14 protein-coding genes are annotated in these 14,237 nt (G+C 55.7%); 5 read left to right on the top strand and 9 right to left on the bottom strand.

Features of this window, described 5'->3' with window-relative positions:
* The first annotated feature begins 256 nt into the window (after positions 1-256).
* Complete coding sequence (locus tag HV242_RS00870) at positions 257-1,876, top strand: ABC-F family ATP-binding cassette domain-containing protein (protein ID WP_050737620.1); 1,620 nt, start codon at positions 257-259, stop codon at positions 1,874-1,876.
* 47 nt (positions 1,877-1,923) lie between these two features.
* On the opposite strand, the gene HV242_RS00875 is transcribed toward HV242_RS00870, so the two are convergent.
* On the bottom strand, positions 1,924-2,211 hold the full coding sequence (locus tag HV242_RS00875; protein WP_014168128.1) for an HTH-type transcriptional regulator: 288 nt from the start codon (positions 2,209-2,211) through the stop codon (positions 1,924-1,926).
* Positions 2,212-2,542: 331 nt separating this feature from the next.
* On the opposite strand from HV242_RS00875, the gene HV242_RS00880 reads away from it, so the two are divergent.
* Both HV242_RS00880 and cspE read left to right on the top strand, forming a co-directional pair.
* The gene (locus HV242_RS00880) at positions 2,543-3,253 is read left to right on the top strand and encodes a DUF3053 domain-containing protein (protein WP_050737619.1); all 711 of its coding nucleotides are present in this window, start codon (positions 2,543-2,545) and stop codon (positions 3,251-3,253) included.
* Between the two features lie 245 nt (positions 3,254-3,498).
* Entirely contained in the window at positions 3,499-3,711 is a 213-nt protein-coding gene (cspE, locus tag HV242_RS00885; RefSeq protein ID WP_014168131.1) for a transcription antiterminator/RNA stability regulator CspE, read from the top strand.
* 58 nt (positions 3,712-3,769) lie between these two features.
* Here cspE and ghrB read toward each other — a convergent pair whose 3' ends face one another.
* The 6 genes from ghrB to HV242_RS00915 all read right to left on the bottom strand — a co-directional run bounded on the left by ghrB (position 3,770) and on the right by HV242_RS00915 (position 9,758).
* Entirely contained in the window at positions 3,770-4,744 is a 975-nt protein-coding gene (gene ghrB, locus HV242_RS00890; RefSeq protein ID WP_014168132.1) for a glyoxylate/hydroxypyruvate reductase GhrB, read from the bottom strand.
* A gap of 26 nt (positions 4,745-4,770) precedes the next feature.
* Positions 4,771-6,051 carry an MFS transporter gene (locus tag HV242_RS00895; protein ID WP_050737618.1) on the bottom strand — a complete coding sequence of 427 codons (1,281 nt, stop codon included), beginning with the start codon at positions 6,049-6,051 and terminating at the stop codon, positions 4,771-4,773.
* 108 nt (positions 6,052-6,159) lie between these two features.
* Positions 6,160-7,098: a sugar kinase gene (locus HV242_RS00900; protein ID WP_014168134.1), complete on the bottom strand. Its 939-nt coding sequence runs from the start codon at positions 7,096-7,098 to the stop codon at positions 6,160-6,162.
* Positions 7,099-7,101: 3 nt separating this feature from the next.
* Entirely contained in the window at positions 7,102-7,851 is a 750-nt protein-coding gene (locus HV242_RS00905; RefSeq protein WP_020882639.1) for a sugar phosphate isomerase/epimerase family protein, read from the bottom strand.
* Positions 7,852-7,954: 103 nt separating this feature from the next.
* Positions 7,955-8,971, bottom strand: coding sequence for a LacI family DNA-binding transcriptional regulator (locus HV242_RS00910; RefSeq protein WP_032679356.1), 1,017 nt, complete (start codon positions 8,969-8,971; stop codon positions 7,955-7,957).
* 124 nt (positions 8,972-9,095) lie between these two features.
* Positions 9,096-9,758 (bottom strand): OmpA family lipoprotein, encoded by a 663-nt coding sequence (locus tag HV242_RS00915; protein WP_014168137.1) that lies wholly within the window; start codon positions 9,756-9,758, stop codon positions 9,096-9,098.
* Positions 9,759-9,970: 212 nt separating this feature from the next.
* Here HV242_RS00915 and HV242_RS00920 point away from each other — a divergent pair, with 212 nt between their 5' ends.
* A complete protein-coding gene (locus HV242_RS00920; RefSeq protein ID WP_050737673.1) occupies positions 9,971-12,250 on the top strand; it encodes a molybdopterin guanine dinucleotide-containing S/N-oxide reductase in 2,280 nt (759 codons plus the stop codon).
* Here HV242_RS00920 and HV242_RS00925 read toward each other — a convergent pair.
* Together HV242_RS00925 and tag are read right to left on the bottom strand one after the other, a co-directional pair.
* On the bottom strand, positions 12,219-12,659 hold the full coding sequence (locus HV242_RS00925) for an N-acetyltransferase (protein WP_032679358.1): 441 nt from the start codon (positions 12,657-12,659) through the stop codon (positions 12,219-12,221). The two genes, HV242_RS00920 and HV242_RS00925, sit on opposite strands and share 32 nt — an antisense overlap.
* The gene (gene tag / locus HV242_RS00930; protein ID WP_014168140.1) at positions 12,637-13,218 is read right to left on the bottom strand and encodes a DNA-3-methyladenine glycosylase I; all 582 of its coding nucleotides are present in this window, start codon (positions 13,216-13,218) and stop codon (positions 12,637-12,639) included. The genes HV242_RS00925 and tag overlap by 23 nt, the downstream gene beginning before the upstream one ends.
* A gap of 162 nt (positions 13,219-13,380) precedes the next feature.
* Here tag and HV242_RS00935 point away from each other — a divergent pair, with 162 nt between their 5' ends.
* Complete coding sequence (locus HV242_RS00935) at positions 13,381-14,079, top strand: autotransporter domain-containing protein (RefSeq protein ID WP_050737617.1); 699 nt, start codon at positions 13,381-13,383, stop codon at positions 14,077-14,079.
* Positions 14,080-14,237: the final 158 nt, after the last annotated feature.

Here is a 14,237-nt window from a genome sequence, read left to right on the forward strand (position 1 = left end):
GACGGGCCAGCAGATGAGAAAAACCCGCTTCGGCGGGTTTTTTTATGTCTCGTTTTTTTGTGGACCAGCTAAGCGCAGTGCAATCGCCTAAAAATTCACCTTGAAATGGTCAGCAAATTACCGTTATCCTGTTTCTCGTTATATTTCTCCCTCAGGAGCGCATCCCGAAAATGAACAAACACGACTGATGAATTTCGATCCTTGCTAAACGCGACCGCGTCGGCAGGGGATGTTTTGATTTCATTCAGGAGTGCTTATGGCTCATTTTGCGCAATCCCCTTCTTTTATTTTGCATCAGGTGACCTGTCAGTTTGCGACGGGCGATACCCTTTTTGGTCCACTGAATCTTTCTCTGGCGCCGTCACTGTGCGCGCTGGTTGGCCGCAACGGCAGCGGTAAAACACGTCTGCTACGTTTGCTGGCAGGGTGTGATGAACCTGCCAGCGGTCATATCGAACGTTTTGCAACGCACGCTTATGTGGCACAACAGCCCGATATCTCCCCGCGAACCACGCTTGCTGAGCTGCTGGGGTATGAGGCGATTTTTGCGGCGCGTAAGCGCATCGACAGCGGTGACTACCAGCCCGATGATTTGGCGTTACTCGACGGACACTGGGATGTAGCGGAACGTCTGAGCGAGGCGTTTTTCCACGCAAAACTTCCACCATTTGACCCGGATAAATCAGCCATGGAACTCAGTGGCGGCGAGCGCATTCGCGCGTTGCTCTGTGGCGCGTTTACGGCTGATGCGGATTATCTGCTGCTGGACGAACCCACCAACCATCTCGACCGGCAGGGACGTGAGTGGTTCTACGACCAGCTCGCCCGTTATCAGGGGGGCGTGCTGGTGGCCTCCCACGACCGTGAACTGCTGGCGAAGGTACCGCGTATTCTTGAACTGAGCGCCTCGGGTCTTCGCCACTACGGTGGCAGTTACGACGACTATACGCATCAGCGGGACGCCGAACAGCAGGCAGCCCGTGCGGCACTGGAACATGCGGCAACAGAACGCAAACGCACCCGCGCGCGGATGCAAAAAGAGCATGACGAAAGCCAGCGGCGTTCGGCGAAGACGTTACGTACGGTCGATAACCTTAATATCGCCTCGTTCGAGCGGGTCAAATACAAAATGGCCGCCAAAGAGCGCATTGGCGCCTGGAAAAAACAGCATGGCGATCAACATGAAGCGCTGAATGCTGCGGTGAACAAGGCCCGGGAGCGAGTTGAAGAGGAGAATCCGGTGATGTTCACGTTGCCTGGAAGCCAGATTGCTGAGGGGAAACAGGTGCTGGTGATGGAGGGGCTGGTGCTGCCACACGTCACTCTCCCGCCGACCAACTGGCGGATGGACGGACCGATGCGCGTGGCGCTAAAAGGACCAAACGGCTGCGGTAAATCGACGCTTTTAAAAGCCATTCTCGGCGAAGTGGCTCCGCTCTCAGGAACGTGTAAGGTATCGGTAAACTGCGCTTATCTCGATCAACATCTGTCGCAGCTCGATCTTTCGCAGTCGGTGATGGCGCATCTCAATCTGAGTCATACACCTCTGGAAGAGGGTGTGCTGCGAACCCGTTTAGCGCAGCTTCAGTTGGGCGCTGACAAAGTGGCGCTTCCGCTGGCTGAGCTGAGCGGCGGGGAACGTCTCAAGGCTGCTCTGGCCTGTGTCTTGTGGCGTGAAGACGCTACGCAGCTTTTACTGCTGGATGAACCGACCAACCATCTGGATCTGGCCTCGGTCGAGGCGATTGAAGCCGCACTGGCCGGTTTCCCCGGGGCATTGCTGGTGGTTTCTCACGATGAGGCTTTTTTGCGGGGGTTAGCATTGACGCATGAACTGGTCTGGGAAGAGGCGGGTTGGCGGTGTGCCTCCCTTTAAAACACAAGCCCCCGCAAAGGCGGGGGGCGGTAACTTACTTTACTGCATCATGCTATATGCTTGCTGAGTGCAGGGTTGGCCTGAATCAGGCGCATCAGCTTTAGCTCGGTTGGGGTGGGTTTTTCGCGTTTTGACTCCCACTCCTGCACCATAGCCACGCTGACACCCATCGCTCTGGCGAATTCTTCAGTTTTTAATCCAGTCCCTTTGCGCAATTGCTCATATTCTTTAAAGGGATTGGATCTTTGTTGCAGGGTTAACGTCTGCGGTACATCTTTAAAAATAATCTGTTCCAGGCTGCTCAGCAGCTCAAGCTCAGGATCTTTATATTCCATTGAGGACTCCTCTTAAATCACATACCGGGATCAAGAACATCAGAGAGCCTGTTAAGAATAGTCCCTAATACAAACGACGGATCGTCACGGATGTGATTAATCGTGCGGTAACGATCGCTTTATGCGTTTCAGCCGTTGCCAGGGTGAGACTAATTACCTGATTACGCTTATGTCGGCTTCGCCAGGTATTTTTTTGTAAATAGTAAGAAATAAAACGGCAATAGCCGTTTTGCATGAAAAGAGTATCTTGCAGGGCTGACCTGGACTATCCTTGTCAGCGTCGGGCACGCGTGTGCCGGTGTGCGCTTTTTTGGGTGAAAGGAGTAATGAAATGGCGACAGGAAAGTCCTGCTCTCGCTGGTTTGCGCCTATTGCGGCGTTGTTGATAGTTGTTAGCCTGAGTGGGTGTTTTGATAAAGAAGGCGATCAGCGCAAAGCGTTTATCGATTTTCTACAGAATACGGTGATGCGCAGCGGTGAACGGTTGCCGACGCTGACTGCGGATCAGAAAAAACAGTTTGGCCCCTTCGTGTCTGATTACGCCATTCTTTATGGTTATTCAGAGCAGGTGAGCCAGGCGATGGATTCCGGTATCCGTCCGGTTGTGGATAGCGTGAACGCTATTCGCGTCCCGCAGGATTACATGACGCAACGTGAACCGCTGCGCCAGTCCAACGGTGCGCTCGGCGTGCTGAGCCAACAGCTGCAGAATGCGAAAATGCAGGCGGACGCGTCACGTTCCGCGCTGAAGCAGGGCGACGATCTCAAACCGGTCTTCGACAAAGTGTATGAGAAAGTGGTGTCGAAACCTTCTGAAGCGATGCAACCGCTGATCCCAGCCGCGCAAATTTTCACGCAGCAGCTGGTTCAGGTGGGGGACTTCATCTCCCAGCAGGGCACTCAGGTGAGCTTTGTGGCCAACGGTATTCAGTTCCCGACCTCGCAGCAGGCAAGCCAGTATAATGCGCTGATTGGGCCACTGGCCTCCCAGCACCAGGCCTTTAGTCAGGCGTGGAGTGCAGCGGTCGCTGCCACAGAATAAATCGGAAAACCCCGCCTCAGGCGGGGTTTTTTATTCCGGGCGAAAATAACGCTTGTTATTCTTCTACCACATCGGTATAACTATACAGGTCGGTTTGTTACACAGACCTAAAGCAGTTTAGTAAAGCAGTCCAGATTGTTATCCATAGATACCCTTCGTAGTGACCCTTCCTTCATCGCTTAAAAATCTGTAACACAATCCATCAAGCCGGAAGGCACAATATATTTGTTAATTAAGGTAATTCTATGTCTGCTAAAATGACTGGTCTGGTAAAATGGTTCAACGCTGATAAAGGTTTCGGCTTCATCACTCCTGACGATGGCTCTAAAGACGTGTTCGTACACTTCTCTGCTATCCAGAACGAAGGCTACAAATCTCTGGATGAAGGTCAGAAAGTTTCCTTCACCATCGAAAGCGGCGCTAAAGGCCCAGCAGCTGGTAACGTTGTAAGCCTGTAAGCTTCCAACCCAGTAGCACAAATTTTAAAAACCCGCCTTCTGGCGGGTTTTTTCATTTCTATCGCTGAACCTGCGGGTTAACGCAATTGATTTCCACCTTTCCGCTAAGGGCAGCGATCAGGTTGTCTACCGCGGTTGCAGCCATATTGTAGCGTGTTTCATGGGTTGCTGAGCCGATGTGGGGCAGGGCCACCACGTTGGGCAATGAAAGCAACGGGGAGTCCACCGGCAGCGGTTCCTGTTCAAACACGTCAAGACCGGCAGCGTGGATCTCACCCTGTTGCAGAGCCTCAATCAACGCCTTCTCATCCACCACCGGGCCACGACCCGCGTTGATGAAAATGGCCGTTTTCTTCATTTTTTCAAACGCCTCTTTACCGATAAGATGACGGGTTTCGTCCGTCAGCGGCAGGATCAGACAGACAAAATCGGCTTCCTGCAGCAGCGTATCCAGCTCGCAGTAGCGGGCGTTAAAACGTTCTTCGGCTTCACTGTGATGACGACGCGCGTTATACAGAATCGGCATGTTAAAACCAAAATGTGCGCGCTGCGCCAGAGCCAGGCCAATACGGCCCATGCCAACGATGCCCAGCGTTTTGCCATGAACATCCACCCCAAACCAGTCCGGACCAATGCTTTTTGTCCATTCGCCAGCTTTGACGCGATCGGCCACTTCGACCACACGGCGCGCCGTGCTGAGGACTAGCGCCATCAGCGTGTCGGCCACGGTCTCCGTCAGCGCATGTGGCGTATGCATCAACAGGATCTTGCGGGCGTTAAGGGCATCCACGTCGAAGTTGTCATAGCCCACGGAAACGGTAGAGGTAGCACGAAGCTTCGGCATTTTCTCCAGCAGGGCGACATCCACTTTTTCGCTTGAACCCAGCAAACCTTCGGCGCTGGCGAACGCATCGGCGTGCTGCGCCACGGTTTCCGGGCTGAGGTTCTTCACCTGGGTAACGGTGAAGTGTTCCTCAAGGCGTTTCTGCAGATCTTCCGGCAGTGCTTTATACAAAATGACGGACGGCTTCATGCTAATCTCCGTTGATTTTTAAGGATTCAGGCGTGGCGTGCGCCGACAGGTAATTGTTGATTATTAGCAGGCTTAACAATCAGAGTAAGCCACACGGAGGCGAAAAGCGCTACCCCCATAAATATGTACGATGCGGACGGGCTGCCGGTTGCTCCGTTCAGGTAACCCACAAACCAGGAGCCGCAGAACGAGCCCAGCGCCCCCATACTGTTAATCAGTGCCATCGCGCCGCCTGCCACGTTACGCGGCAGCATCTCCGGGATGATCGCAAAGAACGGTCCATAAGGGGCGTACATTGCCGCACCCGCAATCACCAGCAGGGTGTAAGAGACCCAGAAATGGTTCGCGCCGACGGCCCAGGAACCCATGAAGGCAAAGGCAGCGATCAGCAGCAGCGGCCAGACAAACAGCTTACGGTTCTGCATTTTGTCCGATGCCCATGACGCAATGATCATGGCGATTGTTGCTGCGAGGTAAGGCACGGATGACAGCCAGCCCACTTCCACCATGCCAAGGTTTTCACCGGCATTGCGGAGAATCGATGGCAGCCACAGTACGAAACCGTACACGCCAATGCTCCAGGTGAAATACTGGGCGCAGAGCAGAATCACGTTACGTGAGCGGAATGCTTCGCCGTAGTTACGCACTGCTTTCAGGCCTTGCTGTTCTTTATCCAGCTGCGCCTGCAGAGCGGCTTTTTCATCTTCGGAGAGCCATTTCGCCTGCGCAGGTTTATCTTTTACCAGCATCCACCAGCAGAATGCCCAGATAACCGCTGGTACCCCTTCGATAATGAACATTTCACGCCAGCCGAAGGACTGGATCAGGTAGCCAGAAACCACCGACATCCACAGCACGGTGACCGGGTTACCGAGGATCAGGAAAGTATTGGCTCGTGAGCGTTCGGATTTGGTAAACCAGTTGCTGATATAAATCAGCATCGCGGGCATTACCGCTGCCTCAACGACCCCAAGAATAAAGCGAATGGCTGCCAGAGCAGGAATATTATTCACCACGCCGGTCAGTGAGGCGCAGGCACCCCACAGGATCAGGCAAACGAAAATCAATTTGCGGACGCTGCGACGCTCCGCATAGATAGCGCCGGGGATCTGGAAGAAGAAGTAGCCCAGGAAGAAAAGGGCACCCAGCAACGAAGAGATACCTTTGGTGATCCCCAGGTCTTCGGTGATCCCTGCCGCGGACGCGAAACTGAAGTTGGCACGATCAAGGTACGCCAGGCTGTACGTGATAAACACGATTGGCATGATGTACCACCAGCGTTTTACTGCATTGGTCGAACTGTTCATAGGCTTGCCTCTGTTGTTGAGGTTTGTACCGCCGTTGTATGTAGGGTACACGGTGGTTTGTTTTGTTTCCCCCTGGCCTACCTGAGGAGAGGGGGAGGGAAACGGAATTTATTCGTTCAGCTGCGCGCGGGTCGGTAATCCTTCACTGTCGCCCTGCACCTGGATTGCCAGCGAGCCAATTTTATTGCCCCGGGCGACGGCCTGCTGCAGCGGTTTGCCTTCCAGCAGGGCACTAATGACCCCCACGGCAAAACCATCGCCAGCGCCGACGGTATCAACCACGTTATCGACCTTCACGGCCGCGACTGCGCCTTGCTCGCCGTTAGCCGTTTTAAACCAGGCGCCATCGGCGCCAGTTTTCAGCACCACCGCTTTTACCCCTTTGTTAAGGTAAAAATCGGCAATCCCTTCAGGGGTGTTTTTACCGGTCAGGATCATTCCTTCTTTCACGCCCGGCAGAACCCAGTCAGCCTGAAACGCCAGACGATTCAGCTTCTCGACCATTTCCGCTTCGCTTTTCCACAGTACCGGGCGCAGGTTAGGATCGAATGAGATCGTTTTCCCCTGAGCCTTCATGGTGGTTGCGGCATGATCCAGTAAGGCATACGAGCTGGCTGAAAGCGCGGCCGCCACGCCGCTCAGATGCAGATGGCGTGCGGAGGCGAAATAGTGGGCGTGGTAATCCTCGACTGAGAGGTGGCTCGCCGCAGACCCTTTACGGAAATACTCCACAATGGGATCGGTTCCATTTTCGACTTTCGATTTAAGCTGGAAACCGGTCGGGAAGCGTCCATCGAGGGTGACGCCGGAAGCATCAATGCCCTCTTTTTTCAGCGAATCGAGAACGAAATGGCCAAAGCTGTCATCACCCACGCGGCTGACCCAGCCGACATTCAGACCCAGGCGCGCCAGGCCGGTCGCGACGTTCAGCTCAGCCCCCGCCACGCGTTTGATAAAGTGCTCCACCGTACTCAGGTCGCCCGTTTCGGTGGCGACAAACATCGCCATGGCTTCGCCGATAGTGATCACATCCAGCGTCTTGTGCATGGTTTACTCCTCACGCAGCAGGTTTACGTAATGACGGGTGACGGCGGTTAAATCCGCCCCTTCCAGCGGGAACTCGATACCACGCGGGGCATCGGCGGGCAGCTGACAAAGCAGATCCAGCCAGCGCGCATCGGCCCGATCCGGCGCCACGGCGCGGAAATTTTCTTTATGCGGCACGGCGGCTTTAACGTGGATATAGCTCACTGCGGAGGCCAGATGGCGCGCGGCTTCTTCCGGGGAGTCGCCCACCCACAGCCAGTTGCCCATGTCGAACGTCAGCGTGACGGGCAGCGCCATGTCCCGGCAGGCGGTTTTGAAGCGCTGCATCGGCGCAAGCTGGCCGCAGTCGGTCTGGTCGTTTTCCACCACCAGGGCCATACCGCTTTCATCGAGCAGGGCACGCAGGGCGTGAAGCGGCTGGGTGTCGCTGAAATGACCCAGTGAGACCTTGAGCCACAGCGCATTCAGGGTACTGGCTTCGCTGAGATAACGGGGCAGGTCAGGGTTGAGGGTGCCATCGGGCATAAACAGGGCAGCAGGGGCGGAGTAGCATGCCAGCAGGCCCAGCAGCTCAATGGATTCACCCAGCGCGGGCAGCGCCAGCAGCTCTTCGCTGTTGAACAGCTCGCGGCGGATCTCGACGCCGTCGGCACCCGCGCCCGCAATGACGGGCAGCATTGCCCGTTGACCACCTGCCTGTCGCACCTGTTCCGCGCCATACGCGGCTGTGACCACCATGATTTTTCTGCCCATCGTCGGACTCCATCGCAATACATTAATACTATTACGCTAGATGGAACCGGTTCCAAAGAAAAGGTCAGGATGTTGAATTTATGATCGGTATCACAAGGGAAAATTAACGGGCGGTGGAGCCGCGAACAATCAACTCGCCGGAAAATACCTGTTCGCGAACGGCATCGCTGGTGCCTTCAATACGACGAACCACTTGTTCAACAGCGGCATAGCCAATCTGCCAGGTGGGTTGTTTGAGGGTGGTGATCCCGACGCCAGCCAGTTCTGCCCACTCGAGTTCGTCGAACCCCAGCAGACCGATATCGCTTCCCCAGTGCAGGCCGATGCGCTTAAGCGAGCGGGCGACCTGCAGGGTCAGCGCCCCGTTGGCAGAGATAACGGCTTTACGCATTCCGCGATGGCGGGTGTGGAACTGCCGCAGGGTATTGTCGAGCTGATCGGCTTCGTGGAGGGGCGTTTCGGCATTCTCGGCAATCACGCCGGGGTAACGCTCCAGCGTGGCACGAAACGCGCTCAGTCGCTCACGACGGGTGTTGACCATGCCCAGAGGTTCGCTCAGAAACAGGATGGCTTCAAAGCCCTGTTCAATCAGATGCTCAGTGGCGGTTGTCGCCGCCTGAGTGTTATCCAGCCCGACGACATCGCAGGCGAATTCCGGAATTTTGCGGTCGATGAGAACCATCGGCAGGGAGGATTGCTGCAGGCGGTTTAAGCCCTCTTCACGCATGCCCACGGCATTCACCACAATCCCTTCGACCTGATAGCTGCGCAGCAGATCCAGGTAATGCAGCTCCTGATCGACTTCGTTGTTGGTGTTACAGACCAGCGGCGTAAAGCCCTTTTCGCGACAGGCGGCTTCAATTCCGCTCAAAACGTTGACGGAGTAGGGGTTGGTGATATCGGCGATGATAAGCCCGATAAGACGGGTACGACCCCGTTTGAGTCCGCGCGCCATAAGGCTCGGGCGGTAGTCGAGATCGGCAATAGCTTGTTCAATACGAGCGAGCAGCGCATCGGACAGCAGGTGTTTCTCGCCGTTGAGGTAGCGTGAAATGCTGGTTTTACCGGTTTTGGCGGCTTTCGCCACGTCGCTGATTGTGGCCCGTGTTGGTTTGCTCATCGCTGAATTCCCTGAAGTGAGTGAGAACACCTTAGCGGGAAAATTAGCGATGGCAAGCGGTTCATGCCGATGTGGCGGCATGACACCCTTATCCCCCTCTCCCCCTGGAAGAGGGGGGCAGCCCTTACTGAATTGGGCTTAAGGTAATCTCAACGCGACGGTTCTGTGCTTTGCCTTCCGCCGTGCTGTTGCTGGCGATAGGGTTTGCAGGGCCCATGCCGCTGGTGCGGATGCGGTTTGCTGCAACGCCCTGCGTGATCAGCGAGCTGGCCACAGAATCGGCACGCTGCTGAGACAGGCGCATATTCAGATCCTGGCTGCCGGTGCTGTCGGTATAACCGATCACATTCACCGCGGTCTTGTTGTACTCTTTCAGCACCATTGCCACGCCGGTCAGGGTATTCGCCCCTGCAGGTTTCAGCGTTGCGCTGCTGCTGTCGAAGGTGACGTTGTTTGGCATATTCAGGATGATGTTATCGCCGCTGCGCGTCACGCTCACGCCGGTACCTTTCATTTTGTCGCGCAGTTTTGCTTCCTGCACATCCATGTAATAACCCACGCCGCCGCCCAGGGCTGCACCTGCCGCTGCGCCAATTAACGCGCCTTTGCCGCGGTCTTTCTTGGAGGAGGAGAGTGCGCCCACACCGGCCCCTACCAGCGAGCCGAGACCTGCACCGATGCCGGATTTACCTGCTTCGCTTTCACCGGTGTAAGGGTTTGTTGTGCAGCCAGAAACAGCCAGTGCACCGCTCACCAGAGCGGCAATAACGAATACGCGTTTTTTCATCTTATTTCCTTAATCCTTTTTATTCTTTGCCACGACGCGCGTGGCAGTTGATTATGACGTCCAGATACGGAGAAAATTCCGGGTATAACTCTGAAATTTGTGACAAACCATAAACTGCCTCACTAAGAAGGCCGTAAAACCTGCACGCAACCAGGAGCGCACGCTTGAGCACCTCAACAAAAACGATTCTGACCGCCGCCCACTGGGGGCCGATGCTGGTCGAGACCGATGGCGAAAATGTTCTGTCGTCTCGCGGAGCATTGCCAACGCAACATCCCAACTCTTTACAGACCGTCGTTCGCGATCAGGTGCACAGCAAAACGCGCGTGCGCTGGCCGATGGTGCGTAAAGGATTTCTGACGTCGCCAGACAAGCCGCAGGGTATTCGTGGTCAGGATGAGTTTGTCCGGGTGAGCTGGGATGACGCGCTGGCGCTGATCCATGCGCAGCACAAACGTATTCGCGACACGTATGGCCCGTCGTCTATTTTTGCCGGATCTTACGGCTGGCGTTCAAATGGCGTGCTGCATAAGGCTTCGACGTTACTGCAGCGCTATATGAGTCTGGCCGGGGGGTATACCGGCCATCTTGGTGATTACTCCACCGGCGCAGCGCAGGCGATCATGCCCTACGTGGTGGGCGGTAACGAAGTGTATCAGCAGCAGACCAGCTGGCCGCTGGTGCTGGAGCACACCGATGTGGTGGTGCTGTGGAGCGCCAACCCGCTCAACACCCTGAAAATCGCGTGGAATGCCAGTGACGAGCAGGGGATCCCGTATTTCGATGCGTTGCGTAAAAGCGGCAAACGCATCATCTGCATTGACCCGATGCGCTCGGAAACCATGGACTTCTTCGGCGACAGCGCCGAGTGGATTGCCCCGCATATGGGCACCGACGTGGCGATGATGCTGGGCATTGCCCATACGCTGGTGGAGAACGGCTGGCACGATACCGGGTTCCTCGCACGCTGTACCACCGGTTTTGACAACTTCGCCGACTATCTGACGGGCATTACAGACGGTATGGCCAAAACGGCAGAGTGGGCGGCAGAGATTTGTGGGGTTCCTGCGGCCAAACTGCGTGAACTAGCGGCGTTATTCCACCAAAACACCACGATGTTAATGTCCGGATGGGGGATGCAGCGCCAGCAGTTCGGTGAGCAGAAACACTGGATGCTCGTGACGCTGGCCGCCATGCTAGGGCAGATTGGTACGCCGGGCGGTGGGTTTGGTCTCTCTTATCACTTCGCCAATGGCGGCAACCCGACCCGCAAAGCGGCAGTGCTGGCTTCTCTGCAGGGCTCGATTCAGGGCGGTGTAGATGCCGTGGATAAAATCCCGGTGGCGCGCATTGTTGAAGCCCTGGAAAACCCGGGCGGGTTTTATCAGCACAACGGTCTGGATCGCCACTTCCCGGATATCCGGTTTGTCTGGTGGGCCGGCGGCGCGAACTTTACTCATCACCAGGACACGAATCGCCTGATCCGCGCCTGGCAGAAGCCAGAACTGGTGGTTATCTCAGAATGCTTCTGGACCGCCTCAGCCAAACATGCCGATATTGTGCTGCCGGCGACCACCTCGTTTGAGCGTAACGACCTCACCATGACCGGTGACTACAGCAATCAGCATATGGTACCGATGAAGCGCGTCGTAGCGCCGCGTGATGAGGCGCGTGATGATTTTGAGGTGTTTGCTGAGCTGAGCGAGTTGTGGGAAACGGGGGGGCGCGAGCGTTTTACCGAGGGCAAAACGGATTTGCAGTGGCTGGAGACGTTCTACCAGATTGCAGGTCAGCGCGGGGCCCCGCAGGGCGTGACGCTGCCGCCATTTGCACAATTCTGGGAAGCGAACCAGATTATTGAGATGCCGGAGAGTGAACAGAATGCGCAGTTTGTTCGCTTCGCCGATTTCCGCCGCGACCCGGAGAACCATCCGCTGAAAACCGAGAGCGGGAAGATTGTGATCTACAGCGAGCGTATCGCCCAATTTAAGTATGCCGACTGTCCGGCGCATCCAACGTGGCTTGAGCCGGACGAGTGGCACGGTAATGCCCAGCCGGAACAGCTGCAGGTGTTATCGGCCCATCCTGCCCATCGCCTGCACAGCCAGCTTAACTATTCATCACTGCGCGAGCGGTATGCGGTTGCCGGGCGAGAGCCCGTGACCCTGAACAGCGCAGATGCGCGCGCGCGTGGGATCGTTGACGGTGACGTGGTTCGCGTCTGGAATCAGCGTGGCCAGGTGCTGGCAGGGGCGGTGGTGAGCGACGGGATTAAACCTGGCGTTATCTGCATTCACCAGGGGGCATGGCCAGACCTGGAGCCGAGCGAAGGCGGTATTTGTAAAAACGGTGCAGTAAACGTTCTGACCAAAGATCTCCCCAGCTCGAAGCTGGGGAATGGCTGCGCGGGGAACACGGCGCTGGCCTGGGTCGAGAAATATCAGGGACCCGAGCTTACGCTCACGGCGTTTGATCCGCCTGCCAGCTCATGATCCACGTTGGGTGCTGAGTGTCATCCTGCCAGGCGCTGTCTTCAATGCGAAAACCCTGTGCATGATAGAAATTCACCGCCCGGACATTTTTCTGGTAGACCTCCAGGCTTAAATACGGGAAGCGCTGTTGAACATGGTTCAGCAGCGCACGCCCAATCCCCCGACCAATAAAATCAGTTGAGACAAACAGCGCGCCTACAAACTGGGACTGCATGACGCTGATAAAGCCGCGCAGCATTCCATCCTCTTCCCATACCCAGGTTTCGGCGGCGGGCAGGTATACATCCCGCACCATACCTTCGTTCTCTTTCCAGTAGCTTGCGCTGATAAACGGGTGCGCCTCCGTGGTGCTTTCAAGCCACAGACTCAGGAGTGGCCCGGCATTATCACTTTCCCATTTGCGGATCATGGTGCCTCCCTGGATGACAGACGCAGCCGGTAACGTGGTCGTTGACCAGGCCACAGGCCTGCATAAAGGCGTAACAGATGGTGGAGCCGACAAATTTAAAGCCGCGTTTTTTCAGCGCTTTAGAGAGCGCATCCGACGCCGGGGTGGAGGCCGGGATCTCCGCGAGCGTGGCGGCCTGGGTAATTTGTGGCGTGTTGTTCACAAACGTCCAGACAAATTCTGAGAACGGTTCTCCGTTTTGCTCCATCGCCAGATAAGCGCGCGCGTTACCAATGATGGCCTGGATCTTACCGCGATGGCGGATGATGCCTGCATCCTGGACCAGCCGTTCCACATCGTCCTCGGTCATGGCAGCGACGGCGACCGGATCGAACTGATGGAAAGCATTACGATAGTTTTCCCGTTTCTTAAGCACCGTAATCCATGACAAGCCCGCCTGTTGACCTTCCAGGCAGATCATCTCAAAAAGCTTTTTCCCTTCTGTCTCCGGTACGCCCCATTCCCGATCGTGATAGTCGATATAAAGCTGATCCTGGCTTACCCAACCGCAACGCTGCATCGGTTATCTCCCTTAATGAAACGGTTATCGCAAAATTTTCATTCTGTCAGGCTTGACGTGTCTACTATAAAGACAATAGTTAATACAGGGCCATATGCCCGCAAAACTCTTCCTAAACAATGACAAATATCGCCGAATTCGGCTCTCTCTGGAGTCGCTTTGATGATGATAAAAAAAATCAGTGGTCGCCATGCTGTTTCTGGCCTGGCGGGGATTTCAGCCTGTCTGTTTTTTTGTAATACAGCATTTGCCTGGCAACAGGAATATATCGTTTCAGACGCCCAAAGTAATACGGCGGAACGCTATACATGGGATGCGGATCACCAACCGCGTTATGAGGATATTCTCGCCGAGCGGATTCAGTCCTCACAAAATGCCCCCGGGCTTGCCCTGAGTTTACCGTCGGGTTCCACGCCGGCAGGGGCCATGACCGTGGGCTGGAACATTCCGGTGTCAGGGCGTATCACGACCGGTCCGGTGATGGCGTGGCGTTATGACGGCACGGCACCGATGATGATCAACGAATTTGGTGACAGCGCGACGACGCAGGGGCTTACCGACCCACTCTGGCATGCCAGCGTCAGCACGCTCGGCTGGCGCGTGGATACACAGTACGGCGAGCTTCGCCCGTGGGCGCAGATAAGCTATAACCAGCAGTTTGGTGAAAACCAGTGGAAATCCCAGTTTGGGATGCCACAGACGCCGGCACCGACGCAAAGCGGCAACTGGATGGATGTAACCGTCGGAACGGATATTCCGTTTAATACGCATATGGCGGCCTATGCGTCGTTGGCACAAGGGGAATACACCACCACCGGTGAGGAGTTTATGTACACCCTGGGCGTGAGCGCTAATTTTTAAGGTTGTTACTTTTTTAAACGTTCCGATAACATCCTGAATACAATAGCCGTGGGGGTTGTAGCGATAGCAGTCACTAACACGCCGTCGCTTCATTCCCCGGCAAGGTCATTCATTCCCGATTTATGGCATTTCATTCCATTCCTCCTGCATTTCATGCC

It is taken from the genome of Enterobacter sp. RHBSTW-00593 (assembly GCF_013784105.1).
GTDB classification, from domain to species: domain Bacteria; phylum Pseudomonadota; class Gammaproteobacteria; order Enterobacterales; family Enterobacteriaceae; genus Enterobacter; species Enterobacter ludwigii.

What these genes read in the sequence shown, in the direction of transcription:
- HV242_RS00870 (WP_050737620.1), top strand. Translation starts at nt 257, where the DNA reads ATGGCTCATTTTGCGCAATCCCCTTCTTTTATTTTGCATCAGGTGACC.
- HV242_RS00875 (WP_014168128.1), bottom strand. Translation starts at nt 2,211, where the DNA reads ATGGAATATAAAGATCCTGAGCTTGAGCTGCTGAGCAGCCTGGAACAG.
- HV242_RS00880 (WP_050737619.1), top strand. Translation starts at nt 2,543, where the DNA reads ATGGCGACAGGAAAGTCCTGCTCTCGCTGGTTTGCGCCTATTGCGGCG.
- cspE (WP_014168131.1), top strand. Translation starts at nt 3,499, where the DNA reads ATGTCTGCTAAAATGACTGGTCTGGTAAAATGGTTCAACGCTGATAAA.
- ghrB (WP_014168132.1), bottom strand. Translation starts at nt 4,744, where the DNA reads ATGAAGCCGTCCGTCATTTTGTATAAAGCACTGCCGGAAGATCTGCAG.
- HV242_RS00895 (WP_050737618.1), bottom strand. Translation starts at nt 6,051, where the DNA reads ATGAACAGTTCGACCAATGCAGTAAAACGCTGGTGGTACATCATGCCA.
- HV242_RS00900 (WP_014168134.1), bottom strand. Translation starts at nt 7,098, where the DNA reads ATGCACAAGACGCTGGATGTGATCACTATCGGCGAAGCCATGGCGATG.
- HV242_RS00905 (WP_020882639.1), bottom strand. Translation starts at nt 7,851, where the DNA reads ATGGGCAGAAAAATCATGGTGGTCACAGCCGCGTATGGCGCGGAACAG.
- HV242_RS00910 (WP_032679356.1), bottom strand. Translation starts at nt 8,971, where the DNA reads ATGAGCAAACCAACACGGGCCACAATCAGCGACGTGGCGAAAGCCGCC.
- HV242_RS00915 (WP_014168137.1), bottom strand. Translation starts at nt 9,758, where the DNA reads ATGAAAAAACGCGTATTCGTTATTGCCGCTCTGGTGAGCGGTGCACTG.
- HV242_RS00920 (WP_050737673.1), top strand. Translation starts at nt 9,971, where the DNA reads ATGCTGGTCGAGACCGATGGCGAAAATGTTCTGTCGTCTCGCGGAGCA.
- HV242_RS00925 (WP_032679358.1), bottom strand. Translation starts at nt 12,659, where the DNA reads ATGATCCGCAAATGGGAAAGTGATAATGCCGGGCCACTCCTGAGTCTG.
- tag (WP_014168140.1), bottom strand. Translation starts at nt 13,218, where the DNA reads ATGCAGCGTTGCGGTTGGGTAAGCCAGGATCAGCTTTATATCGACTAT.
- HV242_RS00935 (WP_050737617.1), top strand. Translation starts at nt 13,381, where the DNA reads ATGATGATAAAAAAAATCAGTGGTCGCCATGCTGTTTCTGGCCTGGCG.